We start from the raw sequence: 20,160 nt of genomic DNA on the forward strand, positions 1-20,160 counted from the left end.
TTATTTTATTACTGGAACTAGTTTTAAATAATCAAGGGTTAAGGTATTGTTGCCGTTAACACCTGTGTTTGCAGCTACAAGCGAAATAAGGTCAAGCCTACCGGCTTCATCAAGAGTAAACTCTCCAATTAAAACTTCATCATACACATTAAGGCCTACCTCATATTCTAATTCGGCTATTGGATCTACTACTGAACCGTCAACATCAACAGTACCACCAACTCTTAAAGTTTGTAAAAATGTATTACCCTGAATATCGTTAATTGCTCTCCAATAAGCTTGGTATGTTGTACTATACATATCATTGGCACTGTAGTTTATGGCAAACTGCGGCACCCCATGATTTTGCACCATGATGTCATAAAACAAAATGCCGTCTGGATCTTCCTTTTCCCTGTAGAATGTGTTGGACCTTCTATCATTTTGACTAAACCCAGTGGGTTCTTCCCCTTCTATTTGAGTGGTAAGTAAACGATTTTCAAGCGGTACTTCCATAGCGCTCATTATGTAAACGATACCGTTACTTAATAATATCTCGTCAACAATATTATCTTCATCGACTGGCACTTCTACACCAAAGTGTGAGACAAATTGTGTAGTTGAAAGGTTTTCCCTAGCAATAGCCTTATGAAATGCCATATCCCTAGCGGTAAAATAGCTCGCATAGGTTCTGGTTGAATCAGCTGTGCCTTTCATCAAGTAAGGTTCCAGATTATCCACTTCAGCATTGAACCCACTGTTTTCCAGAAGAAATAGAGTGTACTTATTCTTCTCATTATTTAAATTGTAAACATTTGTTAAATAGGAATTCCTCAATGAATCCGCATAGAGCTGATGAATCTCCGGTTCATTGGCTTTAGCTATACTATCATTTCTGTAAATATCAAAAGCATTGAGAGAAGTTAAGAAGGAACTCATGGTATTACTCCCTGCTTGGCTTTTAACATACTGCCAAATATTTAATCTCGGCTCTAATGCCTTGCTAATGACATGAAATAATCCATTAGAAGCATATTGATCAGCAGTAACTACCGGCGCATCTTCTATGATATTACCGTTTCTAAACTCCAAATATTTATTGGAAAGCATCTGTACGGTCACGGTATCGGCTTCGGTTACTGATGAAAACGCTGTAAGTGCAATATGGTTTCTTACAAATAATCGCTTTTTATCTAAATCACTCAACAAGTTTGCATCAACCTGAGACATGGCATCGTTAGTTGGTGCCCAAACTGTGTATGTTTTGGAATTGGAAAGTACCCCACTTAAGCCTGTTTCCTCCAAAAGTTTTCCAAACTCACTGGTTTGAGAAGTACTTTGTATTCGCTCACTTAAGTTTTGATTAAGATTTTGATCGACAGTTTTACCGTGATCATCCCATGGATCTGAACAGGAAGCTAGCGCAAAAAAAGCGAAACTTGCAATAAATATTTTTGTGTATGTTTTAATTGATATCATCCTTAATGGATTAAGTTTAACCATCGCTATTTAATTATATTTTCTATTCATAAATTAAGCCGTCCCCACCTGACTGGAATTTAGGGTATAATTGATCCATATCAACAGGCCTAAACTCTACTACATCTATCCATGTCTCCCCGTTTCTACTATCTTGCACGGCTTCAAATTTTAATTTATGTCGTCCTGTCGTTGGAACATCAACAATACCAACCAATCTACAGTTAAATCTGTTCGTAAACGGTTCAATATGTCTTTTGTAACCCTGTGATTCCAAAACGCGTTCTGGTAAGTCAGTATTACCATATTCCGTAAAGTTTACACGTCTAGCAAACGGAATATCGTTAAAGGAAACTTCACAAGCCGGTGAAGATCTACCATTTTGTCGGTAAGACACCCAAACTTTATATTTCCCTTTAATAATTACTGGTGTGGTAAATGTAACCGGATCAGTGAAGCCATTGCGAAAACGTGTTAATTCTATTACATCTCCATGCCATGCTCTATCAAGATAGGCCCCATCTCCAATTGCTGCAGCTCGATATACTAACGATTGGTCATCAGGCCAATCTACCTCACTTAGCTCACTCTTTTTTAATGAAACTGAGTTGCCAGGTTTTCTAAAAACCGAACTTAATTGTCTAATTTCAGGTTGATCACCAACATCAAAGTACACAGGAGCAGGGAATCTCTTTTTTATGAAAAAATTGTCTTTCATCAAATGAAAAACACCATTGGAAGCAGTGTTATCACTTAAGCTACGGTTTATTTCAACGCCTTTCTCAAAAATTCCATTAAATGTTACTTCATTAACTAAAAGTGAATCTGCCGACAATTTAACCGTTATTACTTCCAAAGGCGCTTTAGTAAGTAACGCCGGAGTTACCGCAAGGTCTGCCAAGTAATTCAATCCAGGTAAAACACGATAAGCCACAAATAAATTGAGGCTATCTTCTGGGTTTAATGGATCTCCTAAATGGCTATATCTCGTCTTTAGGTCATCTAAGTTATTAAATCCGCTTTCTTGAAAAACCATATTGGTTTGTGCCAAGACGGTAAGATGACTAGATATGCTATCTGCATCATAAGTAACTGGTTCATCAAGTTTATCGTACCATCCGGTTGCTTTTAAGGCTTCAGAAAAAAGTGAAAGTGAAGGGTCCTCATCAATACTCTCGGCCAAAGTTTTATTAGCAACGCGAAGCACCTTATCCAAAACATGTATTATACCATTTCCTACCTCAATATTGGAATTGATAATGCTGGCATCCTTATTCACTGTTATACTTGATTGTCCATCTATAAATGCCGCACCAGTTATTAGGAATTGCCCTTGTAAACTTGGACTTGGTATTTTTCCATCAGTAAAAGACGTTGTATTAACAGTTTCAGGTAAAATATGAAGCTTTGCCAGCTCTTGAAGATCTTCCAGAGGAACATCACTTATGGAACTAGCCCCTAACTCACTAAGCAATTGCGTTACGGCCTCATTCGTTGGAAGAAAAAGTGTATATGTTCCATAGGTATTCATGAACGAGGCATAATCGGTAACTTCCAAAATCTCTAAAAATAACGAATACTCCTCGTTAGCTCTCAAGAACTCAGTAATATTCAAAGTCTCATCAGTGGACTCCTTATATTTTTGAGTGGTACAGTTCAGCACTACTATGGTGACTAAAACTGTGAGCCCTAATCTCAACAAATTGGTTAAATTAAATACTTTTTTCATGATTGCACTTTTTTATTTGTAAAAGGGGTTTTGAACGAGCTGTTTATTGGTAAACAGTTCATTCTCATTAATAGGAAGATAATGACTGTTTGAGTCTCGCAGTTTGGCAATAATACTTTGTTGCTGATTAGCAGGAGCGCTTCTCAACGCCACAGTCAATAAAATATCCAAATACGCATAGTTTTCTTTACGCGCATTGCGTAAAATATCAAACCATCGTTTACCTTCAAAAGCCAATTCTCTTGAACGTTCGGCTAGAATATACAATCTAATACCGGCTGTGTCATCAACACCAAGTTGTTCTTCGGTTAACTGAATAGCAGCTCGTTTTTCCCGCAAATCTGCGATAATATCTAGGGCTTCACTTCCACGACCTAGTTCGTTTAAAGCTTCGGCCTTCATTAACAGCACATCGGCATAACGATAGATAAACCAATGTGTGTCTGATTCCTGAAGTGATTTACGCTGATCTTCATTAAGACCAGTATATTTATAAATTTCGTTGGTACCTGGAACCAATGAGGCTCTTTCTCCGCGAATATCTTTATTAAATGGGTCTTCAAAATCTATCCCAAATACACTTTCAAGTACCGTTGGCGCAGCCAAATATTGTGGGCGTTGCAAAAAGATACTGTAGAATGGGTTGAGGTTTTGGGTAGTATATTGAAGTTCAAAAATGCTTTCAGTTGAATTTCCTCTAGCAAAAACCGTAGTAAACCATTGTGGACTTGCTTCAATAAGGGCAAAATCTCCAGAATTAATTACTTTGTTGGCCGATGCCAAAGCCGAATCATAATCTTCTTGCCATAAATAGACATCCGTGAGTATGGCATTGATTGCATTTTTAGTAATTCGACCCTTGTTAGACGCATTACTTTCATAATCTTCAACTGCGAAAACTTCCGCTGTAGTTAAATCTAAAACCACTTGGGCAAATATATCTGACTGTGGGGTGGTAGGCAACTGAAAGTTGTCTTGGTCAGAAAGGGTAGCGTCTAACTTAAGGGGTACATCCTTGAATGAACGTGCCAAAGTAAAATACAAGTAAGCTCTTATGGCTAAAGCCTCGGATAAATAATTATTGAGTTGTGTTTGCGTAAATGTTGGATCATTATCCAAAACTCCCGGTGCTAAATCAATAACTGTATTGCAAAAATTTATGATTCGATAAAATTGCGACCATGTTGTTAAGCTATTTGCTGGTAAAATATTTGAGGTCAATATCTCCGATTGCTCATCTGTCATGAATCCTCCTGGGCTTACCATGTCTCCTCTAAGCTCACCATACATGAAAATATATTCTGCAAGTGTGCGATCGCTTTCTGAAGGAGGTGTATTTAGCATTGAAGAATAGATTCCGATTATAGCAGACTGAACGTCTTCCTTCGTTTGCCAAAATTCCTCTCGAATTGTTCCGTTTTCAGGTTTTAAATCTAAATAGCTATCGCAAGACAAATTGATCAATACCATTAGAAAAGACAGCGTATATATAATTCTTGTTCTCATATGAGTCAAATAGTTTAGTATTAAAATCTGGTTCTAAGCCCCAGTGTGAAACGACGTGTTGGTGGTGTTCTGGAATAATCAATAGCAATTCCAAAAGGATCTCCACCCCTCATATTTACCTCAGGGTCCTGACCTCTATACTTTGTAAAAGTTAAAAGGTTATCTGCCGTGAAATACAGATTTAAATCGTCAAGCTTTAATTTCTTTAAAAACTCTTTATCAAAATTGTAACTAAAGGTCGCCGACCTGAAACGCAGGAATGATGCATCTTCAACATATCGGTCAGATCCCAACCAGTTGTATGCTGCTCCATAAACGGCACGTGGCATATTGGTAACATCCCCTGGATTTCTCCATCTCGATAAGGTTGCCGTACTTTGATTATCGAAAGAATACATGTTGGTTGTTAGCATATCCGTTCCATTCACAATATCGTAATCCAATCGATACGTAAAGAAAAGTAACAATTTAAATTTTTTGTCAAATGTAATTGATGGCCCAAAACCACCCGAAAATTTCGGGTTGCTGTTTCCTAAGTAAACCACATCTCTACTATCAATGTTACCATCGTGGTTTACATCCTCGTAAATCGCATCACCCGGTTGGAATACGTAGTCTATACTTGGGTAATTGAACCTCATGAATACGGTTTGCCCATTAGGCCCTACAATAATATTCCCATTTGCATCACGTGCCTGTGTTGATGCCAAGTCTGGATATACACCTTTAAATCGGTATCCATAAAAAGAGCCAAATGGATTATCGGTTTGGAGGAATCTTTTGAATTGTCCATTTCTATCAACATTTCCGCTTTCGCTAGGGAAAAACTCAGAAATTTCACGAATGATGTTTTCATTTCTGGAAATGTTAAAGTTGAAATCTACTTTCCATTTATCAGTTTTAATAGGTGTTGTATACAGACCTACTTCCCATCCTTGATTGTCTATAACACCAACATTTTGGTCAGAAATATTATTGTAACCTGAAATGGTTGTTACATCAAGATTTTGGAATAAAAGATCTTTCGTACGGTTTTGATAAACATCTACATCTATCTGGAATCTCTTATCGAACATTTGAAGGTTTATACCTAAGTTCTTACCTGTAAGGGTTTCCCATCTCAAGTCGGTTAGTTCCATGTTTTGAGGGTAAACACCATTAAGACCTAGATATTCTGAGTTGAAATTTCCATAAATATTAAAATAGCGATAATCATAACGCGGTGCTCTACCAGATTGTCCCAAACTGGCTCTAAAACTAAAATCATCAACAAAATCAAAACTTTCCATAAATGGCTCACCAGAAACCCTCCAACGTGCTGAAACAGATGGAAAAAGCCCATATCTATTATTCGGACCAAATTTAGAGTTTCCATCACCGCGTAACCCAACGTTTATTATATATCTGTCCAATAAACCATATTGGGCATTTATTAGAGCAGCCACACTGCGCGATTGGCTGTTGTTATTATACAGAGCCAATTCCGCATTCTGCGTTCTTGAAGGCACTGAAGGATCTGTTAAAAAAACCGATGCCGTATTGGAAGTAAGCACCTGATGTGATTCATATCGAAAGTCATTAGTTTGCAAGGACAAAATGGTCTGCAACTTGTGATCTTGACTACCAAGATTAGGAGTGTAAATAAAATTTGTTTTAGTAGTAACACTGGTAACGTCAACATCTGCATCCGATGCCTGGTTTACCACTGTTTCTGTAAAGGGTCTTCCTGTTGCATTTTGAGGTAAAAATGCCTTTGCTTTTGTACTGTTGAAGTCATACTGAAGATCAAAAGTGGAAATTAACTTGTTGGGAATAAAATCTACTTTTAAGTTAAAATGAGGTACAATTCTATACCCAGTTTGCTGGTTTGAAGCATATTCCGCCAAAGCCACAGGGTTATAAGTACGGGGATATGCTCCCTGAATATTCTGGGCTGGAGAAAAATAATTTGGCGTTAGATCTCCCAAGTCATCATATTCATAAATACTCATATTTGGCATTTTGGTATAGGCAACACTTCTTACTCGGTCTCCACTACCCGTTCCGTTCACATAATTTCGCTCTGTATCGGTATGGGTATATGAAATGTCTGCCTTAAAACGAATTCTATCAGAAACCACATAATCTAAATTTAAACGGCCATTAATACGCTCAAAACCAGTTCCTTTTGTTACACCTTTTGAATTATAGTATCCAATGGAGGTAAAATATCTTGCTCTTTCACCACCTCCTTGTAATGATAAGTTATGCTCACCTGTTGTACCGGTTTGGGTAATGGCTTCAACCCAATCTGTATTATTTCCATAGTTTTTATACCAATAGACTTCTTGGGGATCGTACTGGAATTCCTTAACCGTTAGCGTATTTAGTGGTGCCCCAGTTCTATTCATAAAAGCTTCTGGAATTAAAATAGAATATTGGTCTCCGCTAAGCATAGGTATAGTACGTGGTAACTTAGAATAAGTTCCCGTAAAACTGTATCCAATTTTTGGTTTGCCCACTGACCCTCTTTTAGTATTAATAATTAAAACACCACTAGCGGCGCGTGCACCCCACATGGCTGTTGCCGCAGCATCTTTTAATATGGTAATACTTTCAATATCAGTAGGAGCAATATTCAAAAGTGCGGCATAACCTTGTTCATCAGCCGATCCAAAGTTAAAATCTTCTGGAATCGACGTTTCGTATGGCATACCATCCACAACCACAAGCGGATCTGAAGATCCAGTAATTGAGGATGTACCTCTAATCCTGATTTGCATACCTGCTCCAGGGTCACCAGATGTTGCAGTAATATCAACACCGGGCACCCTTCCTTGAAGCGCCTCATCAATAGAGGCAGCCTGTGTATTTTCTACATCAACCGCACTTATAGTAACGGCACTTGTGGTTAAATCTCTGGCTGCGATATTTAAAAGTCCGCTTTCGGGTGTTTTCGTTGCACTAATTACAATTTCCTCAAGACCTTCAACATTCTCAACCATATTAACAATAAAATTTCTTTTTGTTCCTATGTTTAAAGTCTGGGCTTTGTACCCCAAAGTTGAAATAACCAATTGGTGATTGACATTCTTTACTCGGATGGCAAAATTTCCATCAAAATCAGTTACTACACCGGTAACAGTACGTTTTTCTGCATCTTGTTCAATAACGGTAGCTCCCAAAAGCGGCTCGTTGGTATTGGCATCAAGTACCTGTCCCCTAATAACTTCATCAGTTACCTGAGCATAGCCCTGAAGGGAAATAAGGGAGATTAATACAAATGAAAGACGGTAAAATAAGTTGGTAAGTTTATATTTCATTTTATTCCGTATATAAAAGATAATTGTCTATTAAATGAATTAAAGTGCGGTCAGCCAAATTATTACTAGAACTAGGGACATAATTCGCTATTCTGCCGGCCGAATCTATAAAGCTAAGTTCTCCTGGTGCACTAAAAACATTAATGTAGGTTTTGTTTCCTTCAAAATCTTTTAGCAAAGTTTCGGTTTGCCCATTAATTAAACCATCGTCAGAGGCTGTACGAGTGGCCAAAATATGGTATTTGATAAAATCTTCGATTTGTGTTCTTTGATCTGGATCGGAGGGATTACTGTTTGCTGGTAAAACACCATCACTAATAGCTTGTGATATGGCAGCATCACTAGGAATAGCAAAAGTATAAGAAGTACCCAACTCTATGCCATCAATACTTCCAGTGGCTTGATCAAATAATGACGAACTATATAGGTAGAAAAAGAAATTCAGGTATCCTTTCGGCTGTAGAGCCAAAGCAAATAATTCAAACCCGGGTGTTACTTCGGTAAAATCTATAACATCATCAATATAATAAGTACGCCCATTATTTTGATCTTCAAACCCTACGATATTCACTCGTTTTTCTTCTTGTAAAATTTCACCGCCTACAATCTGCACTTCCTCTCCACCGGCAGCCCAAATTTGATTGTTTTCCCATTTAATATACTCCCCTGCCAAATCAAAATCACCAGTACGAATGATACCAGAACCCGAAAGATCATCCATCTCTCCATTTGGTGTTGGAACAATACCATTATATAGCACTCTTAATAAACGTGATCTGGCCAATGTACCCGCAACGGTATTTCCAGTTTCTGGATCTGTATAAACCCATTCACTTCTGTTAATGTTGTATTCATAGCCGTGTTCCCTGAGTATTTCGTCTGTAGGGAGAAATAGCGTATACCTACCTGTAATGTTACTTATTATTTCCCGGTAACCGGAACCATCATTATATAGGCGTGTTGCCAAAGTAAAATCTGGGTCTAAATATGCTGAAGTGTAAACACTGTAAAACAAATTGGATTCCTGAACTTTATTTGTACCATAGAAAAATCCATTGCTTAAAACATCTGCTTCAATAATATCTGTATTGATATCAAAACGCACATCTTCATCCAATCCATTGCTGTAAGTCGCCAAAAGTGATGGCCAAACAGCATTTTGAACCATATGTGCATTGTATAAATCCTCGAATATGTATTTTGGTAATTTATCAAGTGCCGTGTAATTTTTCAAGAGCACCTCATCAATAAATTGCTGAAAGACTGTATTCTCTGGTGCAAATAGTGTGTAAGCATCAAACTGGCCATCATTATCAGCTTCCTTAATATAGTTTTCGTTATTAGGTGAAAAAAACAAGGCAGGGTCATAAACCTTTACATATACTTCATCAGATTTTCTGGTAAAATTTTGATAGGTATCCGTTGCATCCTGATCAAAAATATATTCAACCAAATTGGTTTCCAACAAATCTCTGAAAAGACTATAATTAGAACTTTCTTCAAGTTTCTGGTCTAAATTGATTGGAGGAAGCGAAACTTTATCTACTTCATGTATGATACCGTTTTCAGCAACAATATCCGCCTGAACCGTTTTTCCTCCTAACACATTGAACCCTGTGTACGTTTCACTTGGATAAAAATATTGATAATCAAATGCACTTAAACCAAGTGCATCCATGTACTCCGAAACAAAATAAGTAATATATTTATTGTTATTGTCACCTGGAATGTAATAATCAGCACCCGGAGCATTATTTCTATTTGAACCAGCAACTACTATTTGGTTTCCATCAACAGTTTTGGTTTGAAAGCCATCATAGTATGCCGTTCTTCGTCTAAATGAATTGTCTTCTTCCCAACCTGTCCTCGATTGGTAATCTGACAGCCTTTCTGTTCTGAAAGCATTGTAAATTAAGGCAAACCTAACAATCTTAGCGGCAGTTGTTGAATCGATGCTGGCTACACCAGATATGCCTTGTTCTTGGAAAAAATCGGCAAACGCATTGTCATTCGGCGCCATCATAGTCCAATAGCCCGATTTTCCTAAAATGTCTTTGTAACCGGCCTTTTCAATTAAAGCTGTAAGGTTGGTAAAATTACCGTGAGCCTCCAATTGCTGAAAAATTGGATCTTCTAAATCGCCAGGTCTTGCATAATAGTTATCAAATTCCTCCTTACTACTACAATTAGAAAGTAAAAATACAAGTGGCAAGAAAAATAAATAGCAGCGTATTTTTTTATTCATTATTAGTTGAATTGATTTATAAAGTTGTTAAAATGAATTAGTTGGCTAAAAACATGTTAAAATAACACTTCTTTAGAAATTATTTAACATAATTTTAGAAAATATTTAACACTCAAAATTATGATTATACAGCAATAACACCATCCTGCACCATCCTGTACATCTAATAATTATTGTCTTTTATTTTATGATATAAGAGATATTATCCTCTCTTATTTTTCAAATTAACTATTTATTAGGGTAAACACAACCTCTTAAGAATCCTAATTCTTTATTTTTCCTGATTAATTTGGCAACTATTGAAGCTGTAAAAGTTGCTCCCTCCAACCCTGTATGCGTGTGGTCCTTAGGAAAGAACCCCTTTACCTTTTCTTTACCCAAGTCTTGATACCTTTGAGCTACGGTATCGCTTAAATCAATATAAATTGCGTTTTCGGCGTTGGCAGCTTCCTTGGCCCATTTAACGTATGTATCGAATCTTTGTTCAACTTTTCCATTTGGCCATTCGTTACGAGGGGTTAAACTCAAAACTACAGGTATAGCACCTTTTTCTTTAGTTTCACGAATCATTTTCTTCATATACCATCCGTAGGTATGTACTATTTCGGTAACGCTATCTCTATTAACTTCCTGAGTTTCTTCGCCCATTCCTTTTAAAGACCCTCTATATTTGGCTTTATCAATATTTCCAGCATCATTGTGCCCAAATTGGATAAATACATAATCACCTTCATGAAATTCTGCTTTAGCTTCATCCCATAAACCTTCAAAAATAAAGGTACGAGTACTTCTACCTCCTCTAGCTTTGTTAATGACGTTGACTTGCATGGTATCGCAAAACTTTGGGAAAGCCATACCCCAGCCTATCGCATTTGGATTACTACTATTCGCCATGGTGGAATCACCAATTAAAAAAATATTCTTCTTTTTGGGTAACTTAATTTTAGGGTTTTCAAGAATATAATCTTTTAAAGAATTATCTGTTTTCTTTAATTCACTGCCAATTATTGACGCAGCCATTGCAGCACCTTTGGCAGATGTATGTGTATGGTCTCGTTTATAAAAATAGGTTTCAGTAACGTTTTCTTCACCCAAACTTTCCATTTTACTGACCATTTTACCATTCAAATCAATAAAAGTAACATCGTTTCTCTCGGCTATTTGTTTTGCCCACAAGCCATAGGAATTGTTGTTTCTTGGAACTTTTCCTTCTTTCCAATCGTTTCTTGGAATGGGTGACATAATTACCGGAATTGCGCCTTTTGCTTTGGTATCCTTTACGACCTTTTCAATATACCAACCGTAGCTATGCACTATTTCATGTACGCCAGTTATCATATTGTCAATTTCTTCCGTTTCATCTCCAATACCTTTTATAGTACCACGAGCACGAATGGTATCATTTACAGGACCATTATCGTTGTGCCCAAATTGAATCAGAACATAATCGTCTTGTTTAAGCTTACTGTTTACCGTATCCCACAATCCTAAATTTTGAAAAGTCCTGCTACTTGTCCCTCCCAAAGCATGGTTTTCAAATTTTACTTTTGAAGAATCCAAAAACTGACCGATAAAATCGCCCCAGCCCCAGAGTCCTCCATAACCATCACCTTTACCATTTTTAACTGTGGAATCCCCAACAGTGTAAACCGTTGGTTTTACATTAAGTTGCTGCGCACAACTAAAAAATGAAATCGAAAATAGAATGATGAATAAAAACTTGAATGCTTTCATATAATATTTTTAAATGGATTAATTGCCTCTAAAATCGAACCATATGGTCATGGGAATACCATCATCCCCACTTTTGATTCTAATATTGGTTGGTTGACTTTCGGGCCCTTGATGCTCCAAAGGCTTAAAGGCCCTCATGGCTGGAATTTCATACATAAATGAAATATTGCCCTCAGGAAAATCAGGTTGCGGAAAGGTTTTTGAAACCTCGTTTATAGGTAAATCGGGAGTAAATAATCTTAAGAACAAGTTGTCGTTTTCGCTAAAGAATTTATAGTCTCCAGTTTGAGTTTTAAGGTTTCCAGCAACAAAATTGGCATGATAGCCTTTAAATTCAGGGTACACCAAGTTTTCAAAGCTTTCACCTGTTATGGTATTGTTGTAATCTTTCTCCCAAAGTCCGAATTCTGTTCCCTTAATCCTGTTTTTCCAAACGTGGTAAGGCCCATTTCCTATAAACTTGATGCCTTCTACACCTTCTTCAGGAAAATCGAAGGTAATTCCAAACTTGTTAATTTCACCTTCAAAAAACGCACCATCAAAACCATTACTTCTTCCTGCATCTTTTAAAACAATCATTTCCATTTTTAACCGACCGTCATTAAAAAGAGTCCATTTTGCGGAATGAATTCCACCATTGTACTTTACATCAAAAATGGCAGCATCATCTGTTTCCTCCACGGAAACATTTTCTATATCAGCTTTCATCCCAATAGGCTTTGGTCCATTTGCAAAAGGCACAATGCCATTTTTATTTTCAATACTGATTATTTCACCTGTTTTGGCATCGAATTTTGCACTAACTGTTTTGCTTTTTAAAAGCACCTCATCATCAACCTTTGTGGCTTTGGCAGACTTTTTTACCTCATTCTTTTCAATAAACTTTTCAGCAAAATAAGAAGCTCTGTGCATTGGCCAAGACCAAGTGTAAATTTCCCTTCCATGATTATCGTGAGCAGTGATTTCCAACCAATCGCCCTCAAAAAAGTTTTCGGGAACCTTAAATTGGATTTTTCTGGTTTCGCCAGGCTCTATGCTTTCAATTTCAATTGGGCTTGACGCAATAACTTCAGCTTTAGCATCATTGTATAAAATGCTTTTATCGGCCTTTACAATCTTGTATGCCAACTTACATGCATTGAGATTTGTAAAAATGTATTCATTTGAAACTAAAAACGTTCCATCAAATTTTGAGGTTATTCTTTTGGGTTCAAATTGAATGGGTGACCAAACCTCCTTCACAGTAAAAAAACTGCCTTCCTTTTCTCTGTGCGGACCTAAAACACCATCGGCAGCTAGGTTTCCTTTCGAATCGTATTTTTGCTCGCCTGTCCAATCGGTTCGCAATACTGCTTCGTCCAACATGGCCCACATAAATCCACCTGCAAACAAAGGACTATGTTTGTAGCGTTTCCAAAAATCCTCCAATCCTGCTCCAATGCCATTGTCGTAAGTGCCATGCATAAATTCGGTTGGAAGAAACACATTCTCGCCATTATTAAAACGGTGCATACCCGTTAAATAGGTTGGGTAATGGTGTGTGTCCCAACCGTTAAAATCTGCCCATGGATGGATGACGATGCGCTTTTGTGGGTCGTATTCGTGAAAAACATGGTCTATTTGGTAATTCCAGCCACCTTCGTTACCGTGGTCCCAAATAATTATTGATGGATGGTTTACATCACGCTGAACAGTTTCCTTTATGAGATTGGTTCCTGTTTTGGTATCGTAGCCATTTTGCCAACCAGCAACTTCATTCAGCACAAAAAGCCCAAGAGAATCACAAACTTTAAGAAAATGGGTGTCTGGCGGATAATGAAAACGCACCGCATTCATATTCATATCCTTGATTAGATTGACATCAAGAATACTGATGTCCTTAGTGGTACTCCTACCGGATTCTGGCCAAATGGTATGACGATTTATGCCCTTCAAAAGAATTTTTTTGCCATTAACATAAATGCCGTCTTTTTTTAAGAACTCTATGGTTCTGAAACCAATTTCTGTTTCTGAAGTGTGCAATACTTGCCCATTATTCTTTAGTGACAAGGATAAAGTATATAAATTTGGAGATTCTGGATTCCAAGGTTTTACATGGTACCATTTGGCTTCGATGGTTTGAAAATCTGAATCATCTTTTAGAGGAATGGTGACAGATTGAAAATTTCCATCTCCTCCAATTGGACTTATACTAGCCTCAACAACCGAGTTTTTCGGAACATTTACCAAATTTAAATCTGCGCGTAGCGAACCATCCATTTTAGCATCAATAGCTATGTGCTCAATGTACGATTCAGGTGAAACCTCTAACCACACCGGGCGATAAATACCACCAAACAACCACCAATCTGTTTTTCTTTCGGCATTGTTTACCGAGTTGTTACTTGAATGTTTTGAAACACGAGCTTCCAATAAATTCTCACCTCCATAGTTTAATAGTGTTGTGATGTCATGTTTAAATTCATAAAATCCACCTTGATGGATATCACCAGCCGATTTTCCATTTATTTTTACTTCAGTATCAGTCATGGCTCCACCAAAAACAATGGTAATGTTTTTTCCTTTATAATCCTCTGGGATATTAAACTTGTATTTGTAAAACCCTTCTTCCTTACTTGGTTCATCTTGATTTAACTCTTTGTACCAACGTCCATAAGTATACTCACCAAAACCTTCCAACTCCCAATTGGATGGCACATTTATAGTTGTCCATTTTTTACTGTTGTTTCCGTCTGTACACATGAATTCCCATGTAACAGGATTTTCAACATCTTTACCCGACAAGTATATTTTTTCGGTTTCTTGAGCCGATAAAGTCAAACTTAAAAGCAGAATGATTACAAAAAGGGTGTTTAGTTTAGCGGTATTTTTTGTCATATTATTTAATTTCCATCAGGTTTTTCTATTTCAAAACGGGTGCTCATTGGCAAGGCCCAATCATTAAAATTATCAGGTTTTTTTGGATTAAAAGCGGGGATATTTGGTTTTAAAAACTTCACAAGTTCTAAATCTAAATCTTTTATGCCTTCCACCACACATTTTGCAATTTCGTTTGCCCCAAAACTGTTAAAATGTGTGTCATCCTCTAACTTCTTATCTTGCCCTGGAAACGTGTTTTCTGGATAGTGCACAAAAGCATTTCTTGAAGATTCGGCACCCCAACTTTCGTACATTGAACGGGTCATGTTGGTTAAATCTATCAACGGCACTTGCAAATCGCTTGCCACTTTTCGCATCGCATCGGGGTAATCGCCATGTGTATGCTTTAGGTTGTCATTATCATCAAAATAGCGTCTTTCGGTTGGCGTTAACAGTAAAACCTTGCCTCCACGCTCTCTAAAAGTGCTGATATATTCCTTAAGCAAGTTGGTGTAAAGCCCCCATGCACCATTACCTTCACCTTTAATTTTTTCATCATTATGTCCAAATTCAATAAAGAGATAGTCACCAGGTTTCATAATGGTCATTATCTTTTCCAATCTTAAAGCGCCTTTAAATGCAGGTAAAGAGGAACCAGATTCTGCATAGTTGGCAACAACAATGTCAGCATTTAAGTAATTGGTAAATAACTGCCCCCAAGATGCCCATGGCTCCACATCCTGGTCTGTCACCGTAGAATCACCCGCCAGAAAAATGGTTTTTATGTTATTGGCCAATTTGATTTCGATACTTTTAATGGCTGACATTCCTAAAAACTCTAACGTTAATTTATCATCCCAATTTAATTGGCCTTTGTCCCGGTCTTTAACCTTTATGTTTTTATCAACATTTATTTTTGGAGTTCTCACATTAACCACAAACGAATATTGAACTTCATCCCTTTTCTCTGTCACAATTTCTTTAAGCATCAAGCGTCTAGATTCTGCCTTTACGGTAGTCTTGGCACATTTCTTTCCACCTAAAACCACATTAACTTTATAATTGCCCTCAGGTAGTTTTACCGAAAAATAAACGGAAGTTTCACTTATTATATAGTCTTTTTTGAAATTTACATCTTTTCCAGACCCAAAATCGAATCCGTAGCCTAAATTTTCATTGAAATTAATTGGGTTTTTGATTGAAATAGCATAGGGGCTACTAGTTTTTTTTCCGAATAAAAATACTTTGTTAAAAGTCTTGTTTTGAGCATTTGCACTCATTAAACTTAATGAAAAAAGTATAAAAATACACTTGAAAAAACTTGGCATAAATTAATTTTCGACTAAAATATTCTTAAAATAAAAAAGATCCATCCTGTACTATGATGAATCTCTAAATTTATGAATTTAAATCTTTAATTAAAGTGAATTACGTTCAATGTATTCAAAGACGTTTTTAACCTTTTCTTTTTTGTTGTTTAAAACCATGTAGGCCGCTGTTTCTCCCATGGCTTTAAAGTGCGTACTGACTACATTAATTCCCAAAAGGTCTTTTAACGGTGTGTCATTATATGAAATTATGCCAATATCCTTCCCTAAAACAAGATTTTTTTCGCGCACTTGTCGCATTAAATTCACTAAATCATTTTCTTCAATAATGATATATGCATCTTTGCTGTCAAGTTCCATATCGTCGTATATTTCGTCTAGCACCTCAAAGTCAAAATTGAATTTAGAGCAAAACTTTCTAAACCCATGCACAATCCTTCGTGGATATGGATAAACCGTTTTTGAAGGGTAAACCAAAACCAGCTTGTCGTATTTTTTAAGCTTTTCCAATCCTGTTTTAAGAGCATTATAAATATCTTCTTGAAAATCTTGGTAAACCGCACCATAATCCCCTTGAACCCCTATTTTGTCATTGTCCAAAATGATAAGTTTGTCCTTTGGTATCCTTTCCATCATTTTAATGGCGCCATTTGTTGCACTAACATGGTTTAGCTCTTCTGTTTTAAAATGAGGCATAATCACATAATAATCAAAAGCGTTCAAATTTCTTTCCAAAGTTCTTTCAAAAATAGATTCCTCGCAGTGATAAATTGATAAAGTAACATGTGCGTTTATTCCAACGCTGTTAACAAACGAGTTGTAAATCATCATTTTATAGGAACTCAGTTTATTAATCATGAAGAAGATTTGAATTTTTGAAATCAAATCTGTTTTGGCCGTATAATATCCTTTTCCCTTTACTGAAACAATCACCTTTTGCTCCTTTAACTGTTTATAGGCTTTTTCAACCGTGTCTCTAGACAGGTAACAGGACTCACTCAACTCATTTATAGAGGGTATTTTTTCTCCAATTTTTAATTTTCCTTTTGAAATATCGTTAATAATTGAGTCCACAATTTGCTTGTATTTTGGAACCCTTGAAGACTCATTAATTTTTATTTCTATGGTTTGAGACATAAGTACTTTAAGTATTAAGTTACATGCGAAAAATGTAGATAAACAAAGCTAAATAAAATCTAATCGATAAGTAAATATTACACTCAATATTATCGATTACAATTGAATATTCCTTAAATTTTAACACCTTAACAAAAAAACTACAAATATTTAAAAGCTCATGTATGTACAGGATAGATTCGCTTTAAGATTGTTATAAGTTTACATCTGATTCTATGTGGAAGTCCATAATTCATTACTTTAGTTGAGACTCATTACAAAACCGAACAACTGAACACTTGAAAATTAGATTATTAAATGAATAAACTCACCCTTACACTCACCTCTTTAATTATTTTATTACTAGGTTCTTGTAAACAGCCAAACGCCAATACTGAAGCATCCAAAACAAGTTACAAACCTGATTGGGTAGATAAAGTTGGTGCACATGATTTTAAAATTTCTGGCAAAACCTATTACGTAAATGATTTTGGAGCTGTTAACGACGGAAAAACATTAAATACAGAAGCTATTCAAAAGACTATTGATGCTTGTGTCAAAAACGGAGGAGGAACTGTCACTTTTAAACCAGGTGATTATTTAATGGGCGCAATATTCATTAAAAGCAACATCAAATTTGAAGTCCCCAAAGGTGTAAATATTTTAGGAAGCGAAAATATTAAGGATTACAAAGAAATTAACACCAGAATTGCAGGTATTGAAATGAAGTGGCCTGCGGCACTGATTAATGTTAGAAACGAAAAAAATGTGGTTATTGATGGTGAAGGCACAGTTGATGGCCAAGGCAAGGTATTTTGGGATTATTACTGGGATTTACGCAGAAACGATTACGAACCCAGAGGATTGCGGTGGATTGTTGATTATGATGCCAAGCGCCCAAGAACTTTTTTAATCTCTAATTCAAGTGATGTGGTTTTTAAAAATTTGAATATTCAAAGAGCTGGCTTTTGGACCGTACAAGTGCTTTATTCAAAATTTATTACCATTGATGGCCTAACCATAAAAAATAATATTGGAGGTCATGGCCCAAGTACCGATGGCATTGATATCGACTCCTCTGAATGGATATTGGTTCAAAATTGCGATATTGATTGTAATGACGATAATTTTTGTTTAAAAGCAGGTCGTGATTGGGATGGCCAACGCGTTAACAGACCGACAGAATATGTTGTGATTAAAGACTGTATGGCACGACAAGGTGCAGGATTGTTCACGTTGGGAAGTGAAACCGCTGGCAGTATTCGGCATGTTTATGTATCGAACATTAAAGGTTTGGGTACAAAAAATGGGTTGAATATAAAATCGGCCACCAACCGCGGTGGAACTGTTGAAGATATTTATTTGGAAAACATAAAAATGGATAGCGTACATACCTTTATGCAAGTGGGTATGAATTGGAATCCGGCTTACAGCTATTCCAAACTTCCGGAGGAATTCAACGAAAATGATATTCCCGAACATTGGAAAAAAATGCTGATGAAAGTCGAGCCCGAAAAAGGCATTCCAACGTTTAAAAACATCACATTGAGTAATATTAATGTTAAAGGTGCCACAACGGCCATAAATGTTAGCGGAATCGAGCAATCTATAGTCGAAAACGTAACACTAAACAACGTTTATATTGAAGCCAAAAAGCCGGGACAAATTAGCCACAGTGCCAATTGGACATTAAATAACGTAACGGTAATTGCGCAAGACGGCTCTAAGGTTTCACTGGAAAACACCTCAAATATTGAGTTTCCAGAAACGGTTTATTCAAATAGTAAAAATTAATTTTTCGTAAAATGGCAAACCCAAAACAATTGCTGTTTTTGTCAGCTATCTTTTTAATCATTTTAAGAACACAAGCCCAAGACACCCGGAGTTTTAAGATCTTTCAATTTCCAAAAGATAAAATTCCAACTATAAATGGAGATACTTCTGATTGGGATTTAGTACCAAAAAGTTATACCGTCGGTTTAGATGAACTTTGGGATGACAGTGGAAAACAACCCGTTGCAAACCCGAAAAATTTAGATGTAAAAGTGAAAATAGGTTGGGTAAAAGGGCTAAATCGTCTTTACTTTCTATATGAAGCTTATGATGATTACTGGGATTTTTCGCAATCTGGTTTGCATAACGATACTTTTGAAGTGGTTGTAGATGCCGACCAATCTGGCGGTCCGTTTATAGATCGTTTTCACCCTAACAAAAGTTTGAATATTATGGAAGCCTACTATTCGTACCATGGTGTTCATGCCCAAAACTACCACATTTTCACTCCAGCAAAAGACAAGGATTGGACCATGGTTTGGGGCAGTCAACCCTGGATAAAGAATTTGCCCTACGCCAATGCCGCTTACAACTATAATTTTAAACCCGGTGAAAGCGGAAAGCTTATTCTTGAGTTTTGGATAACCCCTTTTGATTATGCCGGAAATAACCCTGAAAGAGCCATAAAATCAGTGTTGGAAGAAAATAAAAACATCGGTCTTTGTTGGGCTATTATTGATTATGATGATGTTACCAAGGAAGAAAACAACGGATTTTGGAACCTTTCAAAAGAGCATACTATGTACGGTAATGCATCTTACCTCTTGCCCTTTAAATTAATGCCTTTAGAACAAGAATTCACTAAAGATATTGATGCTAAATGGTCGTTTAAGATTATTGATATGGAAAACAGAACCGTTGCTTTTAATGATGAATCACATGGCGAAATAGATTCATGGCATTGGGATTTTGGTGAAGGGAACACGTCAATAGACCAAAATCCTGTTCACCAATACGAAAAGGAAGGAAAATATGTTGTAGTTTTAGAAATCAACGGTCCCAAGGGTACTTCAAAATTATCGAAGGTTTGGGATGTAGCCATAAAGTAAT

At 36.6% G+C, this 20,160-nt stretch carries 11 protein-coding genes; 2 read left to right on the forward strand and 9 right to left on the reverse strand.

Going from position 1 to position 20,160, the window contains the following annotated elements:
* The 9 genes from ACB104_RS00785 to ACB104_RS00825 all read right to left on the reverse strand — a co-directional run bounded on the left by ACB104_RS00785 (position 1) and on the right by ACB104_RS00825 (position 17,298).
* Positions 1 to 1,458, reverse strand: a complete 1,458-nt coding sequence (locus ACB104_RS00785; protein WP_370476335.1) for a fasciclin domain-containing protein — start codon at positions 1,456 to 1,458, stop codon at positions 1 to 3.
* A gap of 43 nt (positions 1,459 to 1,501) precedes the next feature.
* A complete protein-coding gene (locus tag ACB104_RS00790) occupies positions 1,502 to 3,187 on the reverse strand; it encodes a fasciclin domain-containing protein (RefSeq protein ID WP_370476337.1) in 1,686 nt (561 codons plus the stop codon).
* Between the two features lie 12 nt (positions 3,188 to 3,199).
* Entirely contained in the window at positions 3,200 to 4,693 is a 1,494-nt protein-coding gene (locus ACB104_RS00795; RefSeq protein ID WP_370476339.1) for a RagB/SusD family nutrient uptake outer membrane protein, read from the reverse strand.
* Between the two features lie 20 nt (positions 4,694 to 4,713).
* A complete protein-coding gene (locus ACB104_RS00800) occupies positions 4,714 to 7,995 on the reverse strand; it encodes a SusC/RagA family TonB-linked outer membrane protein (protein WP_370476340.1) in 3,282 nt (1,093 codons plus the stop codon).
* A 1-nt stretch (position 7,996) separates the two neighbouring features.
* The gene (locus ACB104_RS00805) at positions 7,997 to 10,240 is read right to left on the reverse strand and encodes a fasciclin domain-containing protein (RefSeq protein WP_370476342.1); all 2,244 of its coding nucleotides are present in this window, start codon (positions 10,238 to 10,240) and stop codon (positions 7,997 to 7,999) included.
* 228 nt (positions 10,241 to 10,468) lie between these two features.
* Entirely contained in the window at positions 10,469 to 11,974 is a 1,506-nt protein-coding gene (locus ACB104_RS00810) for a rhamnogalacturonan acetylesterase (RefSeq protein ID WP_370476344.1), read from the reverse strand.
* Between the two features lie 18 nt (positions 11,975 to 11,992).
* The gene (locus ACB104_RS00815; RefSeq protein ID WP_370476346.1) at positions 11,993 to 14,851 is read right to left on the reverse strand and encodes a glycoside hydrolase family 2 protein; all 2,859 of its coding nucleotides are present in this window, start codon (positions 14,849 to 14,851) and stop codon (positions 11,993 to 11,995) included.
* A gap of 5 nt (positions 14,852 to 14,856) precedes the next feature.
* Complete coding sequence (locus tag ACB104_RS00820) at positions 14,857 to 16,113, reverse strand: rhamnogalacturonan acetylesterase (protein ID WP_370476347.1); 1,257 nt, start codon at positions 16,111 to 16,113, stop codon at positions 14,857 to 14,859.
* 138 nt (positions 16,114 to 16,251) lie between these two features.
* Positions 16,252 to 17,298 carry a GntR family transcriptional regulator gene (locus ACB104_RS00825; protein WP_370476349.1) on the reverse strand — a complete coding sequence of 349 codons (1,047 nt, stop codon included), beginning with the start codon at positions 17,296 to 17,298 and terminating at the stop codon, positions 16,252 to 16,254.
* Positions 17,299 to 17,595: 297 nt separating this feature from the next.
* On the opposite strand from ACB104_RS00825, the gene ACB104_RS00830 reads away from it, so the two are divergent.
* Together ACB104_RS00830 and ACB104_RS00835 are read left to right on the forward strand one after the other, a co-directional pair.
* A complete protein-coding gene (locus tag ACB104_RS00830; protein WP_370476351.1) occupies positions 17,596 to 19,071 on the forward strand; it encodes a glycoside hydrolase family 28 protein in 1,476 nt (491 codons plus the stop codon).
* 11 nt (positions 19,072 to 19,082) lie between these two features.
* Positions 19,083 to 20,159, forward strand: coding sequence for a PKD domain-containing protein (locus ACB104_RS00835; protein ID WP_370476353.1), 1,077 nt, complete (start codon positions 19,083 to 19,085; stop codon positions 20,157 to 20,159).
* Position 20,160 lies beyond the last annotated feature (1 nt).

It is taken from the genome of Tamlana flava (genome assembly GCF_041287255.1).
GTDB lineage: Bacteria > Bacteroidota > Bacteroidia > Flavobacteriales > Flavobacteriaceae > Tamlana > Tamlana flava.

What these genes read in the sequence shown, in the direction of transcription:
- ACB104_RS00785 (WP_370476335.1), bottom strand. Translation starts at nt 1,458, where the DNA reads ATGATATCAATTAAAACATACACAAAAATATTTATTGCAAGTTTCGCT.
- ACB104_RS00790 (WP_370476337.1), bottom strand. Translation starts at nt 3,187, where the DNA reads ATGAAAAAAGTATTTAATTTAACCAATTTGTTGAGATTAGGGCTCACA.
- ACB104_RS00795 (WP_370476339.1), bottom strand. Translation starts at nt 4,693, where the DNA reads ATGAGAACAAGAATTATATATACGCTGTCTTTTCTAATGGTATTGATC.
- ACB104_RS00800 (WP_370476340.1), bottom strand. Translation starts at nt 7,995, where the DNA reads ATGAAATATAAACTTACCAACTTATTTTACCGTCTTTCATTTGTATTA.
- ACB104_RS00805 (WP_370476342.1), bottom strand. Translation starts at nt 10,240, where the DNA reads ATGAATAAAAAAATACGCTGCTATTTATTTTTCTTGCCACTTGTATTT.
- ACB104_RS00810 (WP_370476344.1), bottom strand. Translation starts at nt 11,974, where the DNA reads ATGAAAGCATTCAAGTTTTTATTCATCATTCTATTTTCGATTTCATTT.
- ACB104_RS00815 (WP_370476346.1), bottom strand. Translation starts at nt 14,851, where the DNA reads ATGACAAAAAATACCGCTAAACTAAACACCCTTTTTGTAATCATTCTG.
- ACB104_RS00820 (WP_370476347.1), bottom strand. Translation starts at nt 16,113, where the DNA reads ATGAGTGCAAATGCTCAAAACAAGACTTTTAACAAAGTATTTTTATTC.
- ACB104_RS00825 (WP_370476349.1), bottom strand. Translation starts at nt 17,298, where the DNA reads ATGTCTCAAACCATAGAAATAAAAATTAATGAGTCTTCAAGGGTTCCA.
- ACB104_RS00830 (WP_370476351.1), top strand. Translation starts at nt 17,596, where the DNA reads ATGAATAAACTCACCCTTACACTCACCTCTTTAATTATTTTATTACTA.
- ACB104_RS00835 (WP_370476353.1), top strand. Translation starts at nt 19,083, where the DNA reads ATGGCAAACCCAAAACAATTGCTGTTTTTGTCAGCTATCTTTTTAATC.